Raw genomic sequence first — 23,156 nt, 5'->3', positions numbered from 1 at the left:
CAGCGCTGGGCTCAGTGCTTTTTGAGCTTGACGAACGACTGGCGCAGGTCCGACGCCCAGCCATCGATCACGCCTTTCACATCCTCCGCTTTCATCACTTGCGAATCATTGGCCAGCGGCTTGCCGGTACCTTTGCGCACCACCTGAGCGAGTACCTTGCCGCTGGCGCCGTCGAGAAACTGCGCCTCCGTGCCCAGGGTGGTTTCCTGGTCACGGATGCCAGTGCCGGTACTGACGGCGGCAGCGACCAATGCGACGGGTACAAACTCATAGGGTTTGAGCCCTTCGGTCTTGCTGCTGACTGCGGTGATGGCCGCGCGCACCACGATCACACCCGGGCCGGGGCCCTCGGCCAGGGGCAGCGACTTGACCAGCTCACGCTTGAGCGCCTGGTTGAAGTAATTGTTGATACCGTGCAGGGTGCTGTCCGGAATTTTCGCCGTTGCCTGGGGTTTGGGGTAAAACTGCGTGGGCTCGATATACACAGCGCTATAGCGCTTTAAATCCAATTGAGGATCGACCCAGCGCATCACTTCAGCGCCGGAAGGCGACTTGGCTTCCTTTAGTTGGCTGTAGTCCGAGAGGAAACCGGAGTATTCATCCGGTTGCGTAATCTTGCTGGCACAACCCGCCAGTCCAAGCGAAGTAATGCACAGCGTGCTGATCAATAGCCTTAGTTTCATCGATGAACTCCCTGGCGGTCGGCGCTGGAACAGTGAGCTGTAGGTATAGCAAATCCTGGGAAAATAGCCCTGCGCCTACCGCCTGAGGTTCAGGCACGTTCGCGTGGAATCAGGCTCTGCAACTGCGACGCCAGGAAATTCGCGTCGAAACCAAAGGTGTCCGGGTCTTTCAGGCCATTGGTCTTCTTCCACAGCCAATCGTTTTTATCCACCGGCAGCACCAGCGAAACGCTGCCGTGCCGCGCAGCGGTCAAGCCCATGACCGACACGGAGATCAATCCGCCCACGCCCATCACGTCTGGCACGAATTCCACCGGTTTGCCGGTGATCTGCACCGTCAGTTTCTCGGTCTTGAACGTCGATGTCTCCACCGGCACGCTGGGGCCGCTGGCGACATACGCCTCACGATGCACCTCCAGCAACCCGACCTTCTTTACCGGCTCAAGCCACTGCTCGATCTGGCCGAACAACTCATTGAGCTTTTGCGCCCAACGAGCCGACTGCAGATCGAATTGCTGTTTTTTATGCGCTTCGCTGTCTGCGTAATGACGAAGCATCTCGCCCAGTTGTTGTACATCGTCCATTGCGGATCTCCTTGGGTGAGCCAGGTTGCGAAGCCTGATCATGGCAGATGCAGTCGCTCAACGTACGGCTTAAAACTGATCCGCAACAATGAGGTTTTTCTGAGCCTGTTTTGTTTTGCCCACGCTTCCTACAGTGCCGCCACGTGGAACCGTGGGAGGACTGAGCATGAGCACAGCAACAATCGGGCAGGCCTATAACTATAAAGTCGTCCGCCAATTCGTAATCGCCACCATCGTCTGGGGTGTGGTAGGCATGGCCATGGGCGTGTGGATCGCCTCGCAACTGGTGTGGCCGGAAATGAACCTGGACTTGCCCTGGACCACCTTTGGCCGTTTGCGACCCTTGCACACAAGCCTGGTGATCTTCGGTTTTGCCGGCAGCGCGCAGTTCGCCGCCAGTTATTACGCGGTACAGCGCACGTGCCAGGTGCGGCTGTTTTCCGATGGCCTCGCGGCGTTCACCTTCTGGGGCTGGCAATCGGTGATCGTGATCATGCTGATCAGCTTGCCACTGGGCTACACCACCACCAAGGAATACGCCGAGATCGAGTTCTCCGGCGCGGTATGGATGGCCGTGGTGTGGGTGGCGTATGCCATTGTGTTTTTCACCACCGTGGTGCGACGCAAAACCAAACATATTTACGTGGGCAACTGGTTTTTCGGCGCATTTATTCTGGTGATCGCCATGTTGCATGTGGTCAATCACCTGGCGATCCCCGTGGATTGGTTCAAGTCGTACCCCGTGTATTCCGGGGCTACCGATGCCATGGTGCAGTGGTGGTACGGGCACAACGCTGTAGGGTTTTTCCTCACTACCGGCTTTTTGGGGATGATGTATTACTTCGTGCCGAAACAAGTCGGACGCCCGGTGTACTCCTATCGCCTGTCCATCGTGCACTTTTGGGCGTTGATCACCCTGTATATCTGGGCCGGTCCGCATCACCTGCACTACACCGCTTTGCCGGATTGGGCGCAGTCGTTAGGCATGGCCATGTCGCTTATTCTGCTGGCACCGAGTTGGGGCGGGATGATCAACGGCATGATGACCTTGTCCGGCGCCTGGCATAAGTTGCGCACCGACCCGATCCTGCGGTTCCTGGTGCTGTCCCTGGCGTTCTACGGGATGTCGACGTTCGAGGGGCCGATGATGGCGATCAAGACCGTCAACGCCCTCTCCCATTACACCGACTGGACCATCGGCCACGTACACGCCGGGGCCCTGGGATGGGTGGCGATGATCACCTTTGGCTCGCTGTACCACATGATCCCCAAAGTGTTCGGGCGCGAGCAGATGCACAGCGTGCCGCTGATCAACCTGCACTTCTGGCTCGCGACCATCGGCACCGTGCTGTACATCGCGTCGATGTGGGTCAACGGCATTACCCAAGGCCTGATGTGGCGGGCGGTCAACGATGACGGCACCCTCACCTATTCCTTTGTCGAAGCCTTGCAGGCCAGCCATCCGGGGTTTGTGGTGCGGTTTGCCGGGGGTGTGTTCTTTCTCACGGGGATGGTGCTGATGGCCTACAACACCTGGCGGACGGTGCGAGTCGCGGACTTGAAAATGGCGCAGCTCGATGCGCGGATCGCCTGACGTGTGGGGCCTGCTGAAGATGGTGTGCCTGTACGGCGCGGTGGAGTATTGCCTGCGCGGGCAGTCGGACCAAAGCCTGGACGACGCCAGCCTGATGCCCTTTGCCGATGACCCGGAGGTGGCGCGACGCGTGGAGCAGGCGACTGGCAAGCAAATCAACGCGGTAGCGCCAGAGGAAGCCAAGCCGGGTTGGGTCAACCAGGACATGTAAAACTGCACCGGTCATTTCGCGGCCAACTGCGTATGACTAATCCCCGGCCGATGGGTAAGGTGAAGCGACTTTCCTTGTCAGGAGCATCGCATGCGCACCATCGGCCTTATCGGCGGCATGAGCTGGGAGTCCAGCGCCGAGTATTACCGCATCATCAACCAGCGCGTGCGCGACCAGCTTGGCCCGCTGCGTTCGGCGCAACTGTTGATGTACAGCGTGGATTTCGGCCCGGTGGAACAGGCCCAGCACGCCGGCCGTTGGGATGACACTGCACTGATCCTCGAAGACGCCGCGCGCCGTCTGCAGGCCGGTGGCGCCGAGTGTGTGGTGCTGTGTACCAATACCATGCATTTGGTAGCGCCGCGCATTGAAGCGGCGGTGTCGATTCCGTTCCTGCACATCGCTGATGCCGCGGGTGCGGCGGCCGTGGAAGCCGGCACGCTGACAGTCGGCTTGCTCGGCACCGCGTTTACCATGGAGCAGGACTTCCTCAAGTCGCGCCTGGCGGCCCAGGGCCTGACCGTGCTGGTGCCCGGGGCGGACGAGCGCCAGGCCGTGCACCGGATCATCTATGAGCAATTGTGTGTCGGTGTGATCAGCGATGCGTCACGCAAAGTCTACCAAGGCGTGATCGAGTCCCTGGCCGCACGTGGCGCCCAGGCGATCATCCTCGGTTGCACGGAAATCAGCCTGTTGATCAAGCCCGAGCACAGCGACCTGCCGCTGCTGGACACCACCGAGCTGCATGCGCAGGCTGCGGTGGCGTTTGCCTTGGGCTAAGCCGACTGGCGCAGGCGCGCCATGCTGACAGTGTCGACAAACTGGCCGTCACGCAGGGCGTAATCACGCAACACACCTTCGACCTCAAAACCGAACTTGCGGTACAGCCTCTGTGCCGCTTCGTTGTCGGCGTACACGGTCAGTTCCACCCGGCGCAGGTTCATCCAGTTGTCGGCCACGTCCAGCGCGGCGGTCAGCAAGCGCGAGCCCACCCCTTTGCCCTGCCACGCCGTCGCCACGCCCATACCAAATGAACCGACATGGGCCTGGCGTACCCGCAGGTATTGTTCCAGGCCAAGCTGGCCGATCACCTCGCCACCGTGCACGGCCACCAATTGCAGGCGCCGCTCGTTGTCCTGTACCAGCTTGTTACGCCACGCCTCGACCGACTGGAAAGGCATTTGCAGCACCTGACGGCACACGGCCGGTTCGTTATAGAGCGCAGCGACGCCTTCAAGGTGGGCCTCGCTGAAACGCTGGATCACGATGTGGGGTTCAGGTGTGTGCATTGTGTTTCATCCTTTGAAAGACAAGTGGCCGACCAGTGTAGAGGCGATGTGAGCCAGATGGCTAGGGCGCTGGCACCGTCGTCCACAACGCTGGCCAATCACCGTAACCGACCCCGGTACAGCGCGGCATCCTGTGGAACTCACTGAGCTGGAAGCGCTTGCCGTCAAACACCCAGGATGCACCACCACCGCAATCCCCGATCCCACGTTGTTTGTAGAAATAACTCAGGGTTCCGGACGCTTCGTCATACCCGACAGAGCCTTGCAGCGCGGCGTCTTCCAGGGGTAGCGGCTGCAGGTCCATCGGCGTTTCCTTGTAAGGCGCCTGGCGCTCACGGCTGCTGACGTCGAACTCGCAGTTATAGGCCGCGCAGTCATAACGCGTTACCGTCATTGCCTGTTGCGCCGTCAACGCGCCGACTGTGGCCTCGGGCTCACCTTCCTCGGGCTTCACGGCCTGCAAGGCAGCAGCCACCAGGCCCGCCTGCTCCTCTGCGGTCAGCGGTGCAGCGGCTGTAAACTTACGCAGCACCGGCGCGGGCGCGCGTGGCGCAACCTCGCCGGCCGCGCCCTTGCCGGGTCGGGAAAGGGCCGTCACGTTGTCTAAGCGTCCCTGTACAGCATCCATCAACAGCAGCGAAGCACTCAGGCCGCTGAGCGACACATGGGCCGCCTCGTCGCCCGGCAACTGCAGTCGCTGGCCATTGCGCAAACGCTGCAACCAACGCCGCGCGGCCGCGTCCTCGATCACCCCGAAGGACTGCACCTCAGGGTCGCCACCCTGGTCGTCCAGCTCGATGTGCAAGTCCTGCGTCAGTTCCAGGCCCAGCGGCTTACCATCCAGTAGCAATGTGGACAGATCCACGTCCTCCCCTCGATGATCAAAACGCAAACGCAGATACCCTTGAGGACCGGCCTGGTGCCAGAGGTGCAGGGTCAATGAGCTGTAATCCTCTTCGTCGACGCCACTGGGCGCGCTAAGGGCGTGGCAATTGCGCAGGTTGTCGCAACCGATGACCCACTGCTTGATCTCCCGCAGCAGCGGGACCGTCTCGGTCGGTGGTTGAGCAAAGGCTGGGGCGGTGGCGCCTGTCAGAAACAGGGCCAGGAGTGCGGGGCGCAGCATGGGGACTCTCCGTGTCGAAAAGGCGCGGATTGTCCCATGTCCGGGGTTTTACGTCAGCGGCGTGTTGCCACGCGCCACACCCGCGCAATATCCGCCGCCCGCTCCTGCAACAAACGCGGCGCCTCAGCGCACGCCTGCTCCAGGCTCATCGGCCCGGAAGGCAAGGCGAACGCCGCGTCCACGCCGTGGGCGTACATCTGCTCATAGCCATCGCCCAATGTGCCGGCAATCACAATGACCGACACGTTGTGTTGTTGGGCGATGCGCGCCACGCCGAACGGAGTTTTACCGCGCAGGGTCTGGGCATCGAAGCGGCCTTCCCCGGTGATGACCAGGTCGGCGCCGCGTACGGCTTCGTCCAGGCCCACCAGTTCGGCCACTACCTCGACACCGGCGCGAAATTGCGCGCCCAGGAAGGCCTTGGCGGCAAATCCCAGCCCACCCGCAGCGCCGCTGCCCGGTTCGTCGCGTACATCTTTAGGCAGCACCTTCGCGCAGTGGTCGGCGAAGTGGCCGAGGGCGGCGTCCAGCTGGTGGACCTGCTCGGGATTTGCGCCTTTTTGCGGGCCGAATATCGCTGACGCACCGTGGTGGCCACACAGCGGGTTGTTGACGTCGGCGGCGATCTCAAAGCGCACCTGGGCCAGGCGTGGGTCCTGATGTTCAAGGCTGATCTGCGCCAGACGGGCCAAGGCCAGGCCACCGGCGGGTAGCGCTTGATGTTCGGCATCGAACAGCTGCACGCCGAGCGCCTGCATCGCACCCGCGCCGCCATCGTTAGTGGCACTGCCGCCAATCGCCAGGATGATGCGCTGGGCGCCGGCATCCAGGGCAGCGCGGATCAGTTCGCCGGTGCCATAGGTGGTCGTTTTGCATGCGTCGCGCTGGCCCGGAGGGACTAACTGCAAACCGCTGGCTTCAGCCATTTCGATGATCGCGGTGTGGCTGTCGGCCAACCAGCCCCAATGTGCGTCGACGGCTGCGCCAAGCGGGCCGCGTACGGTTTGGTGACGCAACTCGCCATCGCAGGCTGCCAGCACCGAATCCACCGTGCCTTCACCGCCATCCGCCATCGGGCACTGAACCAACTGTGCATCCGGCCAAACCTGGGCCAACCCTTGGGCAATGGCCTGGGCGACGCCTTCGGCACTCAGGCTGTCCTTGAACGAGTCGGGGGCGATGATGATTTTCATGGGCTTTCTCCGGTTTTTATGATGCCCATGCTGCCAGTTGCCAGGGCTGCTGACGCCGGTCAGATGCACAAGTACGACGGCGCTTTGTTGTTCATTCAGACAAAGCCTGGGGCAGCAGCTGTACGCCGAGGTAGAGGGCGAGCATACCGTCCAGGGTCAAAGGGTCGACACCACTGAGTTCGGCAATACGCTCCATGCGGTAACGCAGGCTGTTGCGGTGAATACCAAGGGCGTCCGCACAGGCCTGGCTTTGCCCGTCGTGTTCACACCAACTGCGCAGAGTCGCCTGCAACTGACCATTGCTGTCCTTGGCCAGCACTTTACGCAGCGGGTTGAGCAGTTCGTCGAGCGCGTCGTCATTGCGATGGCGCCAGAGCATAACGGGCAAGCGATAGCGATTGAGGGTCAGCAGGCGCGACTGCGGCAGCACATCACGGCCATAAGCGAGCAGATCGCCGACACGCCGATAGCAACGGCGCAGGCCGGTCAGGCCGTCCGCTTGCCCACCCACGGCAACGCGCAAGATGTTCCAACCGAGGCTTTCGAGTTTTTCCAGCAAGCGCGGGTTGTCGACCTGCACAGATGCCGGCCGGCACCACAGCAATGAGTATTGCGCCGAGCTGACACACCAGCTGTCCGGATAACGCGAGGCAAGCCACGCACTCAACGCTTCCGCCGATTGCCCCGTGCCCAGTTCAAACAGGTACGGCGTGCGTGCCAGCTGCGGCTTGAGCCCCAGTTGCTGGGCTTCGTCCACCAGGCGCGGTGAATCGCCAGTTTCCGCCAGCAGCAAGGCCAGCAGATCATCACAGCGCTGACGCCGCCATTGTTGCTCGGCCTGCTGGTGACGATGGCTGACCAGCATTTCGGCGGTCATGCGCACCAGTTCGGCGTAGGTGCGCAGGCCCTCCGGTTCGCCAGTGATGCCGAGCACGCCGATCAGGCGCCCGTCATGCAGCAGCGGCAGGTTGATGCCCGGATGTACCCCCTTGAGGTGCTTGGCGGTCTGGCCATCGATTTCCACCACCCGGCCGTTGGCGAGCACCAGTTGTGCGCCTTCATGCCGGGTGTTGATACGCTCGGGCTCACCACTGCCGAGGATCAGGCCCTGGCTGTCCATGACATTGACGTTGTGAGGCAGGATCGCCATGGTTCGATCGACGATATCCTGCGCCAGGTCATGATCCAGCTCGAACATGGGGTTAAATTCCTTAAAAAGCGGGGTTGTTCATAGGCACAGCGCAAAGCCGGGTTCGCTGTGCGCAAGCACAAAGACAGCGGCCTGCCAGGTGGCCGAGACTCAGTGGGCGATCAACGTTACCCTCGCATCGCAAAAAATCATAATAAAGAGAGACTGCCATGTCACAGAGCGCCACGACCCCACTGGCCACCGATGACGATAAAAACGCCATCTACAAGCGCATTACCCTGCGCCTGATCCCCTTCATTTTCATCTGCTATCTGTTCAATTACCTCGACCGGGTAAACGTTGGCTTTGCCAAGTTGCAGATGCTCGATGCGTTGAAATTCAGCGAAACCGTGTACGGCCTCGGCGCCGGGATCTTCTTCATCGGCTACGTGCTGTGCGGCGTACCGAGCAACCTGGCGTTGACCAAGTTCGGTCCACGGCGCTGGATCGCGTTGATGATGATCGTCTGGGGCACGCTGTCTACCTGCCTGCTGTTCGTCACCACGCCGACACACTTCTACACCTTGCGCCTGTTCACCGGTGCCGCCGAAGCGGGCTTCTTCCCCGGCGTGGTGCTGTACCTCTCGCAGTGGTTCCCGACCTTCCGCCGTGGGCGGATCATGGCGCTGTTCATGTCGGCGATCCCGGTTTCCGGGTTGCTCGGCAGCCCGTTCTCCGGCTGGATCCTCAACCACTTCGCTGCCGGCCAAGGTGGCCTCGCGGGCTGGCAGTGGATGTTCCTGCTGCAAGGCATCCCGACTGTCGTGCTGGGCGCCCTCGCCTACTTCCTGCTCAGCGACAGCTTTGCCAACGCCAAATGGCTCAAGCCTCACGAACGCGCGGTACTGGAAGCCGACCAGGCCACCGACCTGGCGAACAAGCCGAAAACCACCACCGACTCCTTGGCCGAAGTGTTCAAGAATCCGGCGATCTGGGCGTTCGGCCTGATTTACTTCTGCATCCAGAGCGGCGTATACGCCATCAACTTCTGGCTGCCGTCGATCATCAAGAACCTGGGGTTCAGCGATAACCTGGTGATCGGCTGGCTCAGCGCGATCCCCTACCTGCTGGCAGCCGTGTTCATGTTGCTGGTGGGTCGATCCGCCGACTTGCGCAAAGAGCGTCGCTGGCACTTGGTGGTGCCGATGTTGATGGGCGCTGTGGGCCTGGTGATCGCGGTGAATTTTGCCACGACCCCAGCGATTGCAATCCTCGGCCTGACCATCGCCACCATGGGTGCCCTCACCGGCCTGCCGATGTTCTGGCCGGTGCCCACCGCCATGCTCAGTGCCGGCGCGGCGGCAGGAGGCCTGGCGTTGATCAACTCCATGGGCCAGATGGCCGGCTTCCTCAGCCCTTATATCGTCGGCTTTGTGAAGGATGCCACCGGGTCCACGGATGTGGCGCTATACCTGCTGGCAGCGGTGATCGTCGCCGGTAGCGTATTGGCGCTGCGAATGACCCGTACCCTCAAGGCGTAACCTTGCCCTGTAGGCGCCGGCTTGCCGGCGATGAGTAGAGGCGTCTACACAACACTGTGGCAACCATAGTAACCATGGTAACCACGATGCGAAGCGAGTCGCTCTTGATCTTGATGTTGCCTTTGATCTTAGGCGCCCCGTCAAACACGCTGGCCGGAATTCGACAGGGATTTGGGGGGTAAACCGGCAGGGATGCCGGTTTAGCCGCCCCGCGCCATGGATGGCGCGTGGCGGCGGCCCCCCAAATACCTGGCGGATTACGGGCACACCGAGCCTAGGCGAGGTGCCGAGTGTTGGGGCAAGAGCCCTTTGCTTACTTTGGGCTGGGCCGGCATTCCGGCTTTTCCAAAGTGAGCCGCCGTAAGGGCGGACCCAATAGAAGCTTTTACCTAAATAACGCATATGTACCCGATCAGATCCAGCATCCAGGTCGGCTGTCAGGCCGCCTTCGCAGGCAATCAAGCCCCCACATCCGGATGGCGGGGAAACCGTTAGAGAGCGGTCGTCCATACGAGCGCTGGCGGGAGCAAGCTCCCTCGCCACAGATCCAGCGCCGTACTCAGAACTGTATAGATAGCTATGCACTGAAGGCCTACCCCTCAGCCGGCGCCGACAATTACGTCAGAGCAAACCGCCGCCGTCGATGTCAATCACGGCACCGGACATGAAGCCATTCTCCATGGCCAGCACATACCCCGCCGCGACCTCATGCGCCTGACCCACGCGCCCGACCGGCAATGCGCCGCCCGCCTTGGCGAACATCGCCAGGCGCTGTTCTTGCGCCAAGCCTGCATACGCCGGCGTATCGATGACCCCCGGGCTGATCACGTTGACCCGACGCGGTGCCAGCTCCTTCGCCAACTGCTTGCCCAACGCTTCAGTCGCCGCGTTGATACCCGTCTTGATGAACTGGCCCGGCGCCAATTTACGTCCCAGTTGCCCAGAGGTCAGGCTGATGCTGCCGTGTTCGTCCAGGAATGGCAGTGCCAGTTGAATCGCCCGCAGCGAGCCCCAGAGCTTCACATTGAAATTTTCCTGGGCCTCGTTCAGGTCGGTCTCGACCAGCGGCTTGGCGCGCACGTTGGGGCCGGAGGTGTAGACCAGATGGTCAAAGCGCCCCACGGTCTCGAACAGGCGCTGCAGGGAGGCCGCATCGGTGACATCCACCGGTTCGCTGCGCAGGCCATTTTCCACGCCAGACACCAAGCGCCGCCCGGCGAGTACCACCTGCGCGCCCCGCGCGGCCGCGGCCTTGGCCACGGCGGCACCGATACCGCTGCTGCCGCCGATCACGATGACGGTTTTGCCGTTGAGGGAAGAAGTCATGGGGAAATTCCTGAGTGAGAAAATGAGCGTTCATCTTCACAGCTTGGCAATCGGCGAAAAATCCCGGTAAAACGACAAGATCTTTAAAGGATTTTTACAAATGAGCTCGACCCTCGACCTTGAAGTCTTCGTGCGCACCGCCGATACCGGCAGCCTGTCTGCCGCCGCACGCGGGCTCGGCCTGACCCCGGCGGCCGCCAGTATTGCCCTCAAGCGCCTGGAAACCCGCCTGGGCATTCGCCTGCTGGCACGCTCCACCCGCAGCATGCGCCTGACCGAGGAAGGTCGGCGCTACCTCGAGAGCGTACGCGTCGCGCTGGAAGCCCTGTCCGAGGGCGAACAGGCGATCAAGCAACAGGGCCACAGCCTCAGCGGGTTGCTGCAACTGGCGGCGCCCTCGGATTTCGGGCGCAATGTGTTGCTGGGCTGGCTGGATGCATTCAAGCTCGAACACCCGAATATCCGCCTGCAATTGCTGCTCAACGACAGCAATGCCGACCTGTTCCGCGACACCGTCGACATCGCCCTGCGGTTTGGCGTGCCAAGGGATTCCAGCCTGGTGGCGCTCCCGGTGGTGCCCGATCACCACCGCATCCCCTGTGCCAGCCCGGCTTACCTGGCGCGCCATGGCACACCCCTCGCTCCGGCTGACCTGGCGCAGCACAACACCCTGCGCTACATGCGCCAGGGCCGGGCCAACAACACCTGGTATTTCCGCCAGGGCACGGTGCTGCAAGAGGTCGAGGTGTCGGGCGATTACCTGAGCGATGACGGTGAAATCGTGCGACGCTGGGCGTTGGCCGGTCACGGAATCGCCTATAAGGCCAATCTGGACATTGCCCAAGACATCAAGGCCGGTCGACTGGTGCCCTTGCTACCGGATTGGCAAGGCGAACCCACGCCCTTCAACCTGATGTGCCCTCACCGCCTGCAGGTGTCGGAACGCGTGAAGGTGCTGCATCGCTTTTTACAGCAGCGTTGCCAGACATTGCTGAGCCCATGAAGAAACGCGCGCAGGGCTTGTCCCAGAGCGGCTGAGTCTGGTATTGCATAGGTACATTTCCCGCCTTGAGGAGTTATCCATGATTTACCGCACATTGGGCCAGTCCGGGTTGAAGGTGAGTGCCTTGACCCTGGGCACCATGATGTTTGGCGAACAGACCAACACCGAGGACTCGCTGCGCATCATCGACAAGGCCTGGGACCAGGGCATCAATTTCATCGACACGGCGGACGTCTACACCGGCGGTCGCTCCGAGGAAATAGTCGGCGAAGCCATTGTGCGCAATCGCCAGGATTGGGTGGTGGCGTCCAAGGTCGGCATCGGCCCGGTGGACGGTTTGCCCAACCGCAGCGGCTTGAGCCGCAAGCGCATTTTCAACGCGCTGGAGGCCAGCCTGACACGCCTCGATACCGACTACTTGGACATCTACTACCTGCACCGTGAAGACCACAACACGCCGCTGGAAGTGACGGTATCGGCGATTGGCGACCTGATCCGCCAGGGCAAGATCCGCTACTGGGGCCTGTCCAACTATCGCGGTTGGCGCATCGCCGAGGTGATTCGCGTGGCCGAGCGCCTGGGCGTCGACAAACCGGTGATCAGCCAGCCGTTGTACAACATCGTCAACCGCCAGGCAGAAGTGGAGCAGATCACCGCGGCAGCCGCCTACGGCCTGGGTGTGGTGCCCTACAGCCCACTGGCCCGCGGCGTGCTCAGTGGTAAATACGCCCCGGACGTTACCCCCGAAGCCGGCAGCCGCGCGGCGCGCCAGGACAAACGCATCCTGGAAACCGAATGGCGCGTGGAATCGTTGCGCATCGCCCAGCAGATCCAGCAGTACACCCAAGGTCGTGGCGTCGGGATCGTCGAGTTTGCGATTGCCTGGGTACTGAACAACTCGGCGGTCAGTTCGGCGATTGTGGGGCCGCGTACCGAGGCGCAGTGGGATGCCTATATTGGCGCGCTGGAGGTGAAGATCAGCGCCGAAGATGAGGCGTTTATCGATTCGTTGGTGACGCCGGGGCATTCATCCACGCCGGGGTTCAATGATGTGGGGCACTTCGTCTCTGGGCGTGTGCCACGCATTTAAGCGGGGCACGAGCGTTTGTGGCGAGCGGGCTTGCCCCGCGTTGGGCTGCGCAGCAGCCCTTATTGAAGCGAGCGCTTTCTTTCAGACACACCGCAGTGTCAGGTTGTGGGGCTGCTGCGCAGCCCAACGCGGGGCAAGCCCGCTCGCCACGGAGGGTTGATTAAAACTCGCGCATCGGAAAGTTTCCTGAAAAACGCCCTAAAACAGCGCAACCCTCTCCCGCCAAAAGCTCCATAATCCCCTCATCTTTTGTATCAACGGTTTTCGCGAGGATAGTGTGTCTAAAGGTGTTGTTTTATCGGTCTTGGCCTCAGTGTTGTTTGCCGTGATGTATTACTTCACATCATTGCTCACACCCTTGAGCGGCCTGGAAATTTTCGGCTGGCGCATGTTGCTCACCGTGCCGTGCATGACGATCTTCATGATCGTCAGCGGCGAATGGCGACGGGTGTGGGAGCTGGCGCAACTGCTTGCGGCCAAGCCGCGCTTGATTGCGGGTGTGTTGCTGTCTTCCGCCCTGTTGGGCGTGCAGCTATGGCTGTTTATGTGGGCGCCGCTGAATGGGCGCAGCCTGGATGTGTCGGTGGGTTACTTCCTGTTGCCGCTGACCATGGTGCTGACCGGGCGTCTGGTGTGGGGTGAACAACTGTCCTATCTGCAACGAATCGCCGTGTTTTTTGCCGCCCTCGGTGTACTCAACGAGTTGTACCAGGCGGGTGGATTCTCCTGGGCAACGCTGGTGGTGATCATTGGGTACCCGGTTTATTTCATCGTGCGCAAATACCTCAAGACCGACCACCTGGGCGGGCTCTGGCTGGATATGGCGCTGATGCTGCCGGTGGCCTGGTGGTTTGTGCAGAGTGGCGAGCAAGGCTTTGCGGTCATGGATGCCCACCCGAAACTGTATGCACTGATCCCGATGCTGGGCCTGATCAGTGCCTCAGCGCTGGTGAGCTATATCATCGCCAGCCGTTTACTGGCGTTCAGTCTGTTTGGTTTGCTCAGTTATGTGGAGCCTGTGCTGCTGCTGGGCGTGGCATTGATCCTGGGGGAAGGGATCAAAGGTGGCGAATGGTTCACCTACATCCCGATCTGGCTGGCGGTGATGGTGCTGGTGTTCGAAGGTTTCAAACACTTGGTCCGCCAACGCAAAGCCTGATGCGCAGGCGATAAAAAGCCCGGCCGGGGTTACCCTCGGCCGGGCTTTTTTACGTTTAATCGGCGGTCAATACACCACGGCGCACCTGGTCGCGTTCGATGGACTCGAACAGCGCCTTGAAGTTGCCCTCGCCAAACCCATCGTCGCCCTTACGCTGGATGAATTCGAAGAACACCGGGCCCATCAGGGTTTCCGAGAAGATCTGCAGCAGCAGGCGCTTGTCGCCTTCCACCGAAGAGCCGTCCAGCAGGATACCGCGTGCCTGCAGTTGGTCCACCGGCTCACCGTGGTTCGGCAGGCGGCCTTCGAGCATTTCATAGTAGGTGTCCGGCGGCGCGGTCATGAAGCGCATGCCGATCTTCTTCAACGCGTCCCAGGTCTTGACCAGGTCCTCGGTGAGGAACGCCACGTGTTGGATGCCTTCGCCGTTGAACTGCATCAGGAACTCTTCGATCTGCCCCGCGCCCTTGGACGACTCTTCGTTCAACGGGATGCGGATCATGCCGTCCGGCGCGCTCATGGCCTTGGACGTCAGGCCGGTGTATTCGCCCTTGATGTCGAAGTAGCGCGCTTCACGGAAGTTGAACAGTTTTTCGTAGAAGTTGGCCCAGTATGCCATGCGGCCGCGATAGACGTTGTGCGTCAGGTGGTCGATGACTTTGAGGCCTGCACCGACCGGATTGCGCTCCACGCCTTCGAGGTATACGAAGTCGATGTCATAGATCGAGCTGCCTTCGCCAAAACGATCGATCAGGTAAAGCGGCGCACCGCCGATGCCCTTGATCGCCGGCAGGTTCAGTTCCATCGGGCCGGTTTCGATATGGATCGGCTGGGCACCCAGTTCCAGGGCGCGGTTGTAGGCTTTTTGCGAGTCCTTGACGCGGAATGCCATGCCGCACACCGAGGGGCCGTGTTCGGCCGCAAAGTAGGAGGCAATGCTATTGGGTTCGTTGTTGAGGATCAGGTTGATCTCGCCCTGGCGGTACAGGTGTACGTTCTTCGAACGGTGGGTCGCGACTTTGGTGAAGCCCATGATCTCGAAGATCGGCTCCAGGGTGCCCGGCGTCGGCGACGCAAATTCGATAAATTCAAAGCCCATCAGGCCCATTGGGTTTTCGTATAGATCTGCCATGGTGGCACCTCATCATTCTTGTATTAGACACAGTATTAGTGGCGAGCAAGGATGAGGTTGCAGGGTGGCGCACAGGAAAGGCCTCGCACGCTGCGGGCGAGGAAGTCACCAAAGATGAGGGGGGAGCCGAGTAGCTTCATGGGGTCATCAGTCTCTGACGGCTTAGGCTTGCGTGAGCGCAAGTCCATATTCTTGTATGCGTAAATCGATTCTACACAGCGTAACCACGTTTGTCCGTACTCTTATCAAATCCCCATTGCCCTGGCGCGTGCAAGGGGTTTGTTGCAGAGGTAGATGCCGAGCAGGATCACTGCCCCGCCGGCCAGCATGGGCAGGCTCAACGGTTCGTCCAGCAACAGAGCGCCACAGATCACGGCGGTGAGTGGGTTGAGCGCGATAAATACGCCGGAACGTGTCGCGCCGATTCGTCGGATACCGTCGTAATAACCAATATAGGCCAGCGCAGAACCCAGCACGCCGAGGTACATCAAGCTCAGTCCTTGCGCGAGAGACACGCGGCCCATCGCCTCCAGCGTAAAGCGCCCCATGATCAGTGTGATGACGGTAAGCATCAGCGTTCCCAGCAGTATCGACCAGGTGACCGTCTGCAGCGGCCCCAGGCTCTGATTTAAGCCACGGGAAAACAGTGAGTAGATGCCCCACCCCACTACGCAGCCGAAGATCAGCAAATCCCCACGCCACGTGTTGGTTGCTTCGCTCATTACCTGGGGGTTGCGACTGACGATGACTATGGCGGCACCCGCCAGGCAGAGCACGATCCCCGCGACTTTGCTGGCACCCAGGCGCTCCTTGAACAACCACCAGGACGCCAGGCCGATGACGGCCGGGTTCAGCGCCACGATTAATGAGGCGCGCGATGCGTTGATTAACTGCAATCCATAGAAGAAACACAGGTTGTAGAAAAAGATGCCGAAGAAACCCAGCATCACCAGTTGCAGGAGCTGCCGCGGATTGGGTCGGACCAACGGGATGCGTGCCAAGCCCAGGAATCCCAGCAATGCCAGGCTGGCCAGTGCAAACCGGAGGCTGGCCGCCAGCAGAGGGTCGATCGTCCCGCCCAGGTAGCGACCGGCCACGAAGGTGCCGCCCCAGATCATGGTGACGGCGGCCAGCTTCATATAAGTGATGCGATCGGGGCTTGAATGCACAGGATAGGGCTCCAATGGCTTGAGGATGCGTGCATTCTTCTGGTAATACGGTGTCATCGTAAAATGAGTGATTACTCATGACCCTGACCCAACTCGAAATCTTTTCCTTGGTAGCCGAGCTGCAAGGCTTTACCAGCGCCGCCCACCGCCTCGGTATCAGCCAATCGGCGGTGTCGCACGCGATTAAAGCCCTGGAGCAGGAGCTGGGGGTGGCGTTGTTCAGGCGCCATCAGGCGCAGGTCGAACTAAGCGACATCGGCGTGCAGTTACTGGCGCGCGCCCGGGCGATGCTGGGCCTGGCGAATACCTTGCAACAGGAAGCCGCGGACGCCCGGGGCATGAAACGCGGGACGCTGCGCATCGGCTCCTTCGGCCCCACCTCCTCGGCCTACCTGCTGCCAAAGATCCTCAGCCGGTTCCGCCTGGAGTACCCGGGTATCGAGGTACACGTTGATGAAGGGCCGGACAGGCAAGTCATCCAATGGCTCGATGAACGCCGAATTGATATCGGCTTTGTGGTGCTGGAACAAGAGCGCTTCGACACGTTCCCACTGTTCGAGGACCAGATGGTGGCGCTGCTGCCGGCTGACCATCAACTGGCCGCCCGTGAACACGTTAGTCTCAAGGATTTGTGCAACGACCCTTTTGCGCTGACTGAAGCCGGTTCCACTGAGCTGGTGATGCGACTGTTCAACGAGGCGCGTCTGAGCCCGACTGTGCGTTATCGCTGCTCGCAGCTGCTGAGTACCCTGGAAACCGTCAGCCGGGGCGATGCAGTGAGCGTGGTAGCGCAAGCGTCGTTACCGGTTGGACATGACACACGGTATGTACAGCGCGCCTTATCCCCGCGTGTACCGCGCCAGGTTGGGCTTGCCGTACTGGACCGGCGTCAGTCTTCCCCAGCAGCGCTAGCGTTTATCCGTATTGCCCAAAGCGTGGAGTTGTAGTGCCGCGTACTGGCCAAATGGGTAGGTGTCGCGAGCTTATTTCGGTCGAGCCATCTATCATCGACTGATATCCGATCCCTGCAACAGGCCGTTCACTCCATGCCCCTGACCGTCAACGGCCCGCGAAAACGCGCCACTCGCTACCTGATCACAACCCTGAGCGCGCTGCTACCGATTGCGCTCGGCGTCGTTATCCTTCATTGGCAGGCCGAACGTACCTTGCAACAAAGCACCGCCCAGACCGCCCAGGAGGCAGTGCGCCAATTCGACCTGATGCTCGACAATACCTCCCTCGCCGCCCAGGCCTTGCTACCGCTGGCGGGGTTGCCCTGTGATAACGGCGTGCAACTGGCCCTGCGAGAACAAGTCACGCGTCGCCCGTTTGTGCGCGCGACCACCCTGTCCTGGCAAAAAAACATCTATTGCAGCTCGTTGTTCGGCAGCAACTACGAGTCACCGGTCAACCCGGATGACTATGTGGACGGTCGGCTATGGTTGATGAATGGCAACCCGGTGACACCCGACACCGCACTGCTGGTCTACCGGCTGGTTGACGGCGACAAGGCGGCTTTTGCGTCGATTGATGGCTACCACTTGACCAACGCCCTGCGTCTGATCAGCCGATACGCCCACCTGATATTACAAGTGGGCCCGAATTGGCTGGGGGCTGATGGCAAGGTACATGACACCGCGGTGCCGGCGTTCGCGGTGGCCCACCATCACTTGGTGTCCGGGCGTTATCACTACAGCGTCGACGCGGGTATGCCGGCGGGTGAAGTCTGGCGCTACATGCAGGCGCGATACCCGGCATTGTTCAGTCTGATCGTGTTTTTTGGCGTATTGGCTGGCCTTTTGGCGCACTGGCTGCAAAAGCGCTCCTCGGCACCGACTCACGAATTGCAGCGGGCGTTGGGCGCCAATGAATTCATTCCGTATTTCCAGCCGGTGGTACGCGGTGATACTCGCGAGTGGGCGGGATGTGAAGTGCTCATGCGCTGGCAGCATCCAAAAGAAGGCCTGGTGCGGCCCGACCTGTTTATTCCCCTGGCCGAGCATTCGGGCCTGATAGTTCCGATGACTCGCGCCCTCCTGCGCCAGACCGCCGTACAACTGGCGCCCCATGCGGCGCGCTTCAGCCCTGGGTTTCATATCGGCGTCAATATCACCGCACGCCACTGCCAGGATTTGGCCTTGGTGGATGATTGCCGTGAGTTTCTCGCCGCCTTTCCCGTGGGCCAAGTGACGTTGGTGCTGGAGTTGACCGAGCGCGAACTGATCGTGCCCACCGACATCACTCGCCGCCTGTTTGACGCCCTGCATCAACTGGGGGTAATGATCGCTATTGACGACTTTGGAACCGGCCACTCCAGCCTGGGCTATTTACGTAACTTCAATGTCGACTACTTGAAGATTGATCAGAGTTTTGTCGCCATGATCGGTGCCGATGCACTATCACGGCATATTCTCGACAGCATCATAGAACTGTCCGGCAAACTCGATTTAGGCATCGTAGCAGAAGGTGTGGAAACGCCCGAACAGTCCGACTACCTGGCCGCCCAAGGCGTGGATTTTTTGCAGGGCTACCTGTTCGGAAAGCCTTTGCCCAGCGATGAATTTATTAAATCTCTGGCAAGCCATTGAATAGCCATGCACTACCTGCACTGAAATAATGTTATTTAGCCAAAAGACATGATTTACTCGTAGCAAATTAACTACTACAATTTTTCCAGCCTGTGCAGAATTCGCGGGACGGCTTCTTTCTAGAGTCGCCTTAAAGCGCTTGGCTTATAGCTTTGTCTGCAGTTGATATCAGCCAAACACACTATTGGAGTACCTATTTTGTCCAGACTCGCCGAATTTCGCGCAGCCGAAAAAGCCCTTCAAGAGCAGCTTGCCCAGCTGGAATCCCTGAAGAACGACGCCGGCCTGAAGAAAGAAATCGAATTCGAAGAAAAGCTCCAGAGCCTGATGAAGACCTACGGCAAAGGCCTGCGCGACATCATTTCCATCCTTGATCCAAACCCGGGCAAGTCCAGCGCTGCTGCCGTCAACGCACCAAAACAGCGCCGCGCACGTGTGGTCAAGGTTTACCAGAACCCGCACACCGGTGAGCTGATCGAAACCAAAGGCGGCAACCACCGTGGCCTCAAGGCGTGGAAAGAACAGTACGGCGCCGCCACTGTAGACTCCTGGCTTCGCGGCTGATCGCACTGCACTAAGAAAGAGCCCCGATTATGCGGGGCTTTTTTAATTCCAGGGTTCGAAACCGAACTTAAATAACGTTTCATAATGTTCAGAAACGTCGCACATTACACACTTAGAGTTTGAGGCTATCGCGCACCGAGCTGACTTCTTCCTTGCTTGCTTCGTACGCATCCGCCTGCCCTGCGTATGAAAAAACATACGCCTTATCGGCATCAACCGCGCCCACCAATGTTTGCGAAAGCACGTGGCGTCCGTTTTCGGTTATCACACATGTAGTTTCCAACGCGTCAAGACGACTCAATGTTGTAGGGTGCATCTTGCTGCATACACTTTGATAACCACCTTGGGCAAAATCTTTCTGGATGGACTTGCGCATCTCCAGCAGTACGCCTTGTAGATTAACCTTATGCCCCGCTTCAATCGGCGTACCGGTCAACTCCATCACCATCAGGGTCGTGCCATTTTCATCATTCTTGATTGCACGCTGGCGCGACACCACCTGGGGTTTGGAAGGCGCTTCGCCATCCGGTACGACCTCTTCGACCTGCCAGCCACTGGGCCAATGAATTTCGGGGTCGGCCGCCAGCACGAAGGAACTGCCCACCAGCAAACACACAGCGCTCAACAGCGGTTTACGAAATGCGATCATTGCGAAAAGTACCCAAGGTTCAAGCGCCAAAGTTTGAGCCCCGGCGCCCCTGTGTCGCAAGGCCTGCATGGGCTTTTTCATTTGGCGCCTGGGGCAAGCCTTGCGTATCATGGTCCGGCTGCACGGATGCCAGCCGCAAGCCAAGGAACCGCTCACATTTCAGAGCTGCGTTTGCCCCATTTTTTCTGGAGGGCCCATGAGCCTGCACGAACTGAACACTTTCCCGGGCGTTACCGCCCAACCGGACACCGCCACCACGAACTTCGTGTTCAACCACACCATGCTGCGGGTCAAGGACATCACCAAGTCGCTGGACTTCTACACCCGCGTCCTGGGTTTTTCCCTGGTTGAAAAGCGTGATTTTCCGGAGGCCGAATTCAGCCTGTACTTCCTGGCCCTGGTGGACAAATCCCAGATCCCGGCCGACGCCGCCGAGCGCACCCAGTGGATGAAGTCGATCCCAGGAATCCTGGAACTGACCCACAACCACGGCACCGAAAACGACACCGACTTTGCCTACCACAATGGCAATACCGACCCACGTGGTTTTGGCCATATCTGCATCTCGGTGCCGGATATCGTCGCTGCCTGCGAACGTTTCGAAGCCCTGGGCTGCGACTTCCAGAAGCGCCTGAGCGATGGCCGCATGAAGAGCCTGGCCTTCATCAAGGACCCGGACGCGTACTGGGTCGAGATTATCCAGCCCGCACCGCTGTAACGAAAAAACCCCATGATCACTCATGGGGTTTTTCATTTCCGGTTCCGGATTTACGCCGGGGCGGAAGTCCGGATCAAGTGATCGAAAGCACTCAGGGAAGCCTTGGCGCCCTCACCCACGGCAATCACGATCTGCTTGTAGGGTACCGTCGTCACGTCACCGGCAGCAAACACGCCGGGCAGTGAAGTTTCCCCCCGCGCATCGACAATGATCTCGCCGCGCGGCGTCAGTTCAACGGTGCCTTTGAGCCAGTCAGTGTTGGGCAGCAAACCGATCTGTACAAAGATCCCTTCCAGGTCGATGGTCTTGAACTCGCCGCTGTCGCGATCCTTGTACGCCAGGCCGGTGACTTTCTGGCCATCACCTTTCACTTCGCTGGTCAACGCACTGGTGATCACGTCAACGTTCGGCAGGCTGTAGAGCTTGCGCTGCAACACGGCGTCGGCGCGCAATTTGCTGTCGAACTCAAGCAGGGTGACGTGGCTGACGATACCGGCCAGGTCGATGGCCGCCTCAACGCCGGAGTTACCGCCGCCGATCACCGCCACACGCTTGCCCTTGAACAGCGGACCGTCGCAATGCGGGCAAAAGCACACGCCTTTGGCCTTGTATTCCTGCTCACCCGGCACCCCCATTTCGCGCCAGCGGGCGCCGGTGGCCAGGATCACGGTCTTGGACTTCAGGGTCGCACCGCTTTCGAAGCGGATTTCGTGCAAGTCACCGGCGTTTTTCGCGGGCACCAGGCTGCTGGCGCGCTGGAGGTTCATGATGTCCACATCGTATTGACGTACGTGGGCTTCCAGCGCGCTGGCCAGTTTCGGCCCTTCGGTTTCTTGTACCGAGATGAAGTTCTCGATGGACATGGTGTCCAGCACTTGGCCGCCAAAGCGCTCAGCAGCAACGCCGGTACGGATGCCTTTACGTGCAGCGTAGATCGCCGCCGCAGAACCGGCTGGGCCACCGCCGACCACAAGCACATCAAAGGCGTCTTTGGCGCTGATTTTCTCGGCGGCTTTTTCGATGCCGCTGGTGTCGAGCTTGGCGAGGATTTCTTCCAGGCCCATGCGGCCTTGGCCGAAGTTCACACCGTTCAAGTAAACGCTCGGTACCGCCATGATCTGGCGCTCGTCGACTTCCGCCTGGAACAGCGCGCCGTCGATGGCGACGTGGCGGATGTTCGGGTTGAGCACGGCCATCAGGTTCAGCGCCTGGACCACATCCGGGCAGTTCTGGCAGGACAGCGAGAAGTAAGTCTCGAAGCTGAACTCGCCTTTAAGGGCGCGGATCTGTTCAATCACTTCGACACTGGCCTTCGACGGGTGGCCACCGACTTGCAGCAAGGCCAACACCAACGAAGTGAATTCATGGCCCATGGGGATGCCGGCGAAACGCAGGCTGATCTCGGCACCCGGGCGGTTGATGGAAAACGACGGCTTACGCGCATCATCACCATCGGTTTTCAGGGTAATCAGCGTGGTGAGGCTGACAACATCCTGCAAAAGGGCAAGCATTTCCTGGGATTTCGCGCCGTCATCGAGGGAGGCGACGATCTCGATCGGCTGGGTGACCCGTTCCAGGTATGACTTCAACTGAGCTTTAAGATTGGCGTCCAACATACGGGCGATTTCCTATTAATTCGGTTTATTGCAGACAAAAAAACGCCCGAGCGAATCTCGCCCGGGCGTTTTGGGGGCGGATGCAGCTTACTTAAGTGCGGAATACCGCCCTTGAGACTTCACAGACTTAGATCTTGCCGACCAGGTCCAGGGACGGAGCCAGGGTGGCCTCGCCTTCTTTCCACTTGGCTGGGCACACTTCGCCTGGGTGGGCAGCAACGTACTGAGCGGCTTTGATCTTGCGCAGCAGCTCGGAAGCGTCACGACCAACACCGCCGTCGTTCAGCTCAACGATCTTGATCTGACCTTCTGGGTTGATCACAAAAGTACCGCGGTCTGCCAGGCCTGCTTCTTCGATCAGTACGTCGAAGTTGCGGGAGATGGTCAGGGTTGGGTCACCGATCATGGTGTACTGGATTTTGCCGATGGCTGGCGAAGTGTTGTGCCAGGCAGCGTGGGCAAAGTGGGTGTCGGTGGACACGCTGTAGATCTCGACGCCCAGCTTCTGGAATTCGGCGTAGTTGTCGGCCAGGTCTTCCAGTTCGGTTGGGCAAACGAAGGTGAAGTCGGCTGGGTAGAAGAACACCACGGACCATTTGCCTTTCAGGTCAGCGTCGGTCACGTCTACGAAGTTGCCGTTTTTGTAGGCGGTAGCTTTGAACGGTTTTACTTGGCTGTTGATGATAGGCATCGTTGACTCTCCGTCAGGTTTGTAGAAGGGCTTAGTAAGTTGATGAAGTGAATCCTACCCACTCTCTTGGCCGATGGCTCATTGGCAAACCTGATGCTGAC

Annotated in this window: 23 protein-coding genes; 11 read left to right on the top strand and 12 right to left on the bottom strand. The window is 60.0% G+C overall.

Translation table 11 applies throughout. The features are described 5' to 3' along the window. Window positions 1-11: 11 nt before the first annotated feature. On the bottom strand, window positions 12-683 hold the full coding sequence (locus ACP7C6_RS05810; RefSeq protein WP_426108401.1) for a DUF3313 domain-containing protein: 672 nt from the start codon (window positions 681-683) through the stop codon (window positions 12-14). 89 nt (window positions 684-772) lie between these two features. Continuing rightward, window positions 773-1,267: a hypothetical protein gene (locus ACP7C6_RS05805; RefSeq protein WP_426108400.1), complete on the bottom strand. Its 495-nt coding sequence runs from the start codon at window positions 1,265-1,267 to the stop codon at window positions 773-775. Window positions 1,268-1,433: 166 nt separating this feature from the next. Between ACP7C6_RS05805 and ccoN the strand changes: the two genes are divergently transcribed. The 3 genes from ccoN (at window position 1,434) to ACP7C6_RS05790 (ending at window position 3,852) form a co-directional block, all read left to right on the top strand. After that, complete coding sequence (gene ccoN, locus ACP7C6_RS05800; RefSeq protein ID WP_028616195.1) at window positions 1,434-2,861, top strand: cytochrome-c oxidase, cbb3-type subunit I; 1,428 nt, start codon at window positions 1,434-1,436, stop codon at window positions 2,859-2,861. After that, a complete protein-coding gene (locus ACP7C6_RS05795) occupies window positions 2,845-3,072 on the top strand; it encodes a cbb3-type cytochrome c oxidase subunit 3 (RefSeq protein WP_426108399.1) in 228 nt (75 codons plus the stop codon). Before ccoN ends, ACP7C6_RS05795 begins: the two co-directional genes overlap by 17 nt. 90 nt (window positions 3,073-3,162) lie before the next feature. Next, the gene (locus ACP7C6_RS05790; protein WP_028616197.1) at window positions 3,163-3,852 is read left to right on the top strand and encodes an aspartate/glutamate racemase family protein; all 690 of its coding nucleotides are present in this window, start codon (window positions 3,163-3,165) and stop codon (window positions 3,850-3,852) included. Here the strand turns inward: ACP7C6_RS05790 and ACP7C6_RS05785 are convergent. The 4 genes from ACP7C6_RS05785 to ACP7C6_RS05770 all read right to left on the bottom strand — a co-directional run bounded on the left by ACP7C6_RS05785 (window position 3,849) and on the right by ACP7C6_RS05770 (window position 7,878). Beyond that, entirely contained in the window at window positions 3,849-4,361 is a 513-nt protein-coding gene (locus ACP7C6_RS05785) for a GNAT family N-acetyltransferase (RefSeq protein ID WP_028616198.1), read from the bottom strand. The genes ACP7C6_RS05790 and ACP7C6_RS05785 overlap by 4 nt on opposite strands. A gap of 61 nt (window positions 4,362-4,422) precedes the next feature. Beyond that, a complete protein-coding gene (locus ACP7C6_RS05780) occupies window positions 4,423-5,487 on the bottom strand; it encodes a DUF1176 domain-containing protein (RefSeq protein WP_426108398.1) in 1,065 nt (354 codons plus the stop codon). Between the two features lie 53 nt (window positions 5,488-5,540). Further along, complete coding sequence (locus ACP7C6_RS05775; protein ID WP_426108397.1) at window positions 5,541-6,680, bottom strand: glycerate kinase; 1,140 nt, start codon at window positions 6,678-6,680, stop codon at window positions 5,541-5,543. Between the two features lie 91 nt (window positions 6,681-6,771). Next, window positions 6,772-7,878 carry a sugar diacid recognition domain-containing protein gene (locus ACP7C6_RS05770; RefSeq protein WP_426108396.1) on the bottom strand — a complete coding sequence of 369 codons (1,107 nt, stop codon included), beginning with the start codon at window positions 7,876-7,878 and terminating at the stop codon, window positions 6,772-6,774. A gap of 161 nt (window positions 7,879-8,039) precedes the next feature. On the opposite strand from ACP7C6_RS05770, the gene ACP7C6_RS05765 reads away from it, so the two are divergent. Next, window positions 8,040-9,350, top strand: coding sequence for an MFS transporter (locus ACP7C6_RS05765; protein WP_016974773.1), 1,311 nt, complete (start codon window positions 8,040-8,042; stop codon window positions 9,348-9,350). Window positions 9,351-9,971: 621 nt separating this feature from the next. Here the strand turns inward: ACP7C6_RS05765 and ACP7C6_RS05760 are convergent. Next, the gene (locus tag ACP7C6_RS05760) at window positions 9,972-10,676 is read right to left on the bottom strand and encodes an SDR family oxidoreductase (protein WP_122684990.1); all 705 of its coding nucleotides are present in this window, start codon (window positions 10,674-10,676) and stop codon (window positions 9,972-9,974) included. A 100-nt stretch (window positions 10,677-10,776) separates the two neighbouring features. On the opposite strand from ACP7C6_RS05760, the gene ACP7C6_RS05755 reads away from it, so the two are divergent. From ACP7C6_RS05755 to rarD, 3 genes are all read left to right on the top strand, one after another. Next, window positions 10,777-11,679: a LysR family transcriptional regulator gene (locus ACP7C6_RS05755; protein ID WP_426108395.1), complete on the top strand. Its 903-nt coding sequence runs from the start codon at window positions 10,777-10,779 to the stop codon at window positions 11,677-11,679. 79 nt (window positions 11,680-11,758) lie between these two features. Further along, a complete protein-coding gene (locus tag ACP7C6_RS05750; RefSeq protein ID WP_311892458.1) occupies window positions 11,759-12,769 on the top strand; it encodes an aldo/keto reductase in 1,011 nt (336 codons plus the stop codon). A gap of 277 nt (window positions 12,770-13,046) precedes the next feature. Further along, entirely contained in the window at window positions 13,047-13,928 is an 882-nt protein-coding gene (rarD, locus tag ACP7C6_RS05745) for an EamA family transporter RarD (RefSeq protein WP_122684984.1), read from the top strand. A 55-nt stretch (window positions 13,929-13,983) separates the two neighbouring features. On the opposite strand, the gene hppD is transcribed toward rarD, so the two are convergent. Then, window positions 13,984-15,060, bottom strand: coding sequence for a 4-hydroxyphenylpyruvate dioxygenase (hppD, locus tag ACP7C6_RS05740; RefSeq protein WP_028616206.1), 1,077 nt, complete (start codon window positions 15,058-15,060; stop codon window positions 13,984-13,986). Window positions 15,061-15,305: 245 nt separating this feature from the next. Further along, window positions 15,306-16,229, bottom strand: coding sequence for a DMT family transporter (locus ACP7C6_RS05735; RefSeq protein WP_305380841.1), 924 nt, complete (start codon window positions 16,227-16,229; stop codon window positions 15,306-15,308). A gap of 77 nt (window positions 16,230-16,306) precedes the next feature. On the opposite strand from ACP7C6_RS05735, the gene ACP7C6_RS05730 reads away from it, so the two are divergent. The 3 genes from ACP7C6_RS05730 to ACP7C6_RS05720 all read left to right on the top strand — a co-directional run bounded on the left by ACP7C6_RS05730 (window position 16,307) and on the right by ACP7C6_RS05720 (window position 19,381). Then, the gene (locus ACP7C6_RS05730; protein ID WP_236320793.1) at window positions 16,307-17,176 is read left to right on the top strand and encodes a LysR family transcriptional regulator; all 870 of its coding nucleotides are present in this window, start codon (window positions 16,307-16,309) and stop codon (window positions 17,174-17,176) included. Window positions 17,177-17,275: 99 nt separating this feature from the next. Continuing rightward, window positions 17,276-18,817: an EAL domain-containing protein gene (locus tag ACP7C6_RS05725; protein WP_028616209.1), complete on the top strand. Its 1,542-nt coding sequence runs from the start codon at window positions 17,276-17,278 to the stop codon at window positions 18,815-18,817. Window positions 18,818-19,015: 198 nt separating this feature from the next. Then, a complete protein-coding gene (locus ACP7C6_RS05720) occupies window positions 19,016-19,381 on the top strand; it encodes a histone-like nucleoid-structuring protein, MvaT/MvaU family (protein WP_311892461.1) in 366 nt (121 codons plus the stop codon). 112 nt (window positions 19,382-19,493) lie between these two features. On the opposite strand, the gene ACP7C6_RS05715 is transcribed toward ACP7C6_RS05720, so the two are convergent. Beyond that, a complete protein-coding gene (locus ACP7C6_RS05715; RefSeq protein WP_028616211.1) occupies window positions 19,494-20,030 on the bottom strand; it encodes a DUF4946 domain-containing protein in 537 nt (178 codons plus the stop codon). Window positions 20,031-20,226: 196 nt separating this feature from the next. On the opposite strand from ACP7C6_RS05715, the gene gloA reads away from it, so the two are divergent. Continuing rightward, window positions 20,227-20,748, top strand: a complete 522-nt coding sequence (gene gloA / locus ACP7C6_RS05710) for a lactoylglutathione lyase (RefSeq protein ID WP_028616212.1) — start codon at window positions 20,227-20,229, stop codon at window positions 20,746-20,748. Window positions 20,749-20,798: 50 nt separating this feature from the next. Here gloA and ahpF read toward each other — a convergent pair whose 3' ends face one another. Continuing rightward, window positions 20,799-22,364: an alkyl hydroperoxide reductase subunit F gene (gene ahpF, locus ACP7C6_RS05705; RefSeq protein ID WP_028616213.1), complete on the bottom strand. Its 1,566-nt coding sequence runs from the start codon at window positions 22,362-22,364 to the stop codon at window positions 20,799-20,801. Between the two features lie 127 nt (window positions 22,365-22,491). Next, window positions 22,492-23,055 (bottom strand): alkyl hydroperoxide reductase subunit C, encoded by a 564-nt coding sequence (gene ahpC / locus ACP7C6_RS05700; protein ID WP_003173835.1) that lies wholly within the window; start codon window positions 23,053-23,055, stop codon window positions 22,492-22,494. Between the last annotated feature and the right edge of the window lie 101 nt (window positions 23,056-23,156).

The organism is Pseudomonas sp. TWR1-1-4 (assembly GCF_049897165.1).
Taxonomy (GTDB): domain Bacteria; phylum Pseudomonadota; class Gammaproteobacteria; order Pseudomonadales; family Pseudomonadaceae; genus Aquipseudomonas; species Aquipseudomonas canadensis.
This window is presented reverse-complemented; position numbering and strand designations above follow the sequence as displayed.

Excerpts from the sequence above, each read along its gene's own strand:
- ACP7C6_RS05810 (WP_426108401.1), bottom strand. The coding sequence starts at position 683 with ATGAAACTAAGGCTATTGATCAGCACGCTGTGCATTACTTCGCTTGGA.
- ACP7C6_RS05805 (WP_426108400.1), bottom strand. The coding sequence starts at position 1,267 with ATGGACGATGTACAACAACTGGGCGAGATGCTTCGTCATTACGCAGAC.
- ccoN (WP_028616195.1), top strand. The coding sequence starts at position 1,434 with ATGAGCACAGCAACAATCGGGCAGGCCTATAACTATAAAGTCGTCCGC.
- ACP7C6_RS05795 (WP_426108399.1), top strand. The coding sequence starts at position 2,845 with ATGCGCGGATCGCCTGACGTGTGGGGCCTGCTGAAGATGGTGTGCCTG.
- ACP7C6_RS05790 (WP_028616197.1), top strand. The coding sequence starts at position 3,163 with ATGCGCACCATCGGCCTTATCGGCGGCATGAGCTGGGAGTCCAGCGCC.
- ACP7C6_RS05785 (WP_028616198.1), bottom strand. The coding sequence starts at position 4,361 with ATGCACACACCTGAACCCCACATCGTGATCCAGCGTTTCAGCGAGGCC.
- ACP7C6_RS05780 (WP_426108398.1), bottom strand. The coding sequence starts at position 5,487 with ATGCTGCGCCCCGCACTCCTGGCCCTGTTTCTGACAGGCGCCACCGCC.
- ACP7C6_RS05775 (WP_426108397.1), bottom strand. The coding sequence starts at position 6,680 with ATGAAAATCATCATCGCCCCCGACTCGTTCAAGGACAGCCTGAGTGCC.
- ACP7C6_RS05770 (WP_426108396.1), bottom strand. The coding sequence starts at position 7,878 with ATGTTCGAGCTGGATCATGACCTGGCGCAGGATATCGTCGATCGAACC.
- ACP7C6_RS05765 (WP_016974773.1), top strand. The coding sequence starts at position 8,040 with ATGTCACAGAGCGCCACGACCCCACTGGCCACCGATGACGATAAAAAC.
- ACP7C6_RS05760 (WP_122684990.1), bottom strand. The coding sequence starts at position 10,676 with ATGACTTCTTCCCTCAACGGCAAAACCGTCATCGTGATCGGCGGCAGC.
- ACP7C6_RS05755 (WP_426108395.1), top strand. The coding sequence starts at position 10,777 with ATGAGCTCGACCCTCGACCTTGAAGTCTTCGTGCGCACCGCCGATACC.
- ACP7C6_RS05750 (WP_311892458.1), top strand. The coding sequence starts at position 11,759 with ATGATTTACCGCACATTGGGCCAGTCCGGGTTGAAGGTGAGTGCCTTG.
- hppD (WP_028616206.1), bottom strand. The coding sequence starts at position 15,060 with ATGGCAGATCTATACGAAAACCCAATGGGCCTGATGGGCTTTGAATTT.
- ACP7C6_RS05730 (WP_236320793.1), top strand. The coding sequence starts at position 16,307 with ATGACCCTGACCCAACTCGAAATCTTTTCCTTGGTAGCCGAGCTGCAA.
- ACP7C6_RS05725 (WP_028616209.1), top strand. The coding sequence starts at position 17,276 with ATGCCCCTGACCGTCAACGGCCCGCGAAAACGCGCCACTCGCTACCTG.
- ACP7C6_RS05715 (WP_028616211.1), bottom strand. The coding sequence starts at position 20,030 with ATGATCGCATTTCGTAAACCGCTGTTGAGCGCTGTGTGTTTGCTGGTG.
- gloA (WP_028616212.1), top strand. The coding sequence starts at position 20,227 with ATGAGCCTGCACGAACTGAACACTTTCCCGGGCGTTACCGCCCAACCG.
- ahpF (WP_028616213.1), bottom strand. The coding sequence starts at position 22,364 with ATGTTGGACGCCAATCTTAAAGCTCAGTTGAAGTCATACCTGGAACGG.
- ahpC (WP_003173835.1), bottom strand. The coding sequence starts at position 23,055 with ATGCCTATCATCAACAGCCAAGTAAAACCGTTCAAAGCTACCGCCTAC.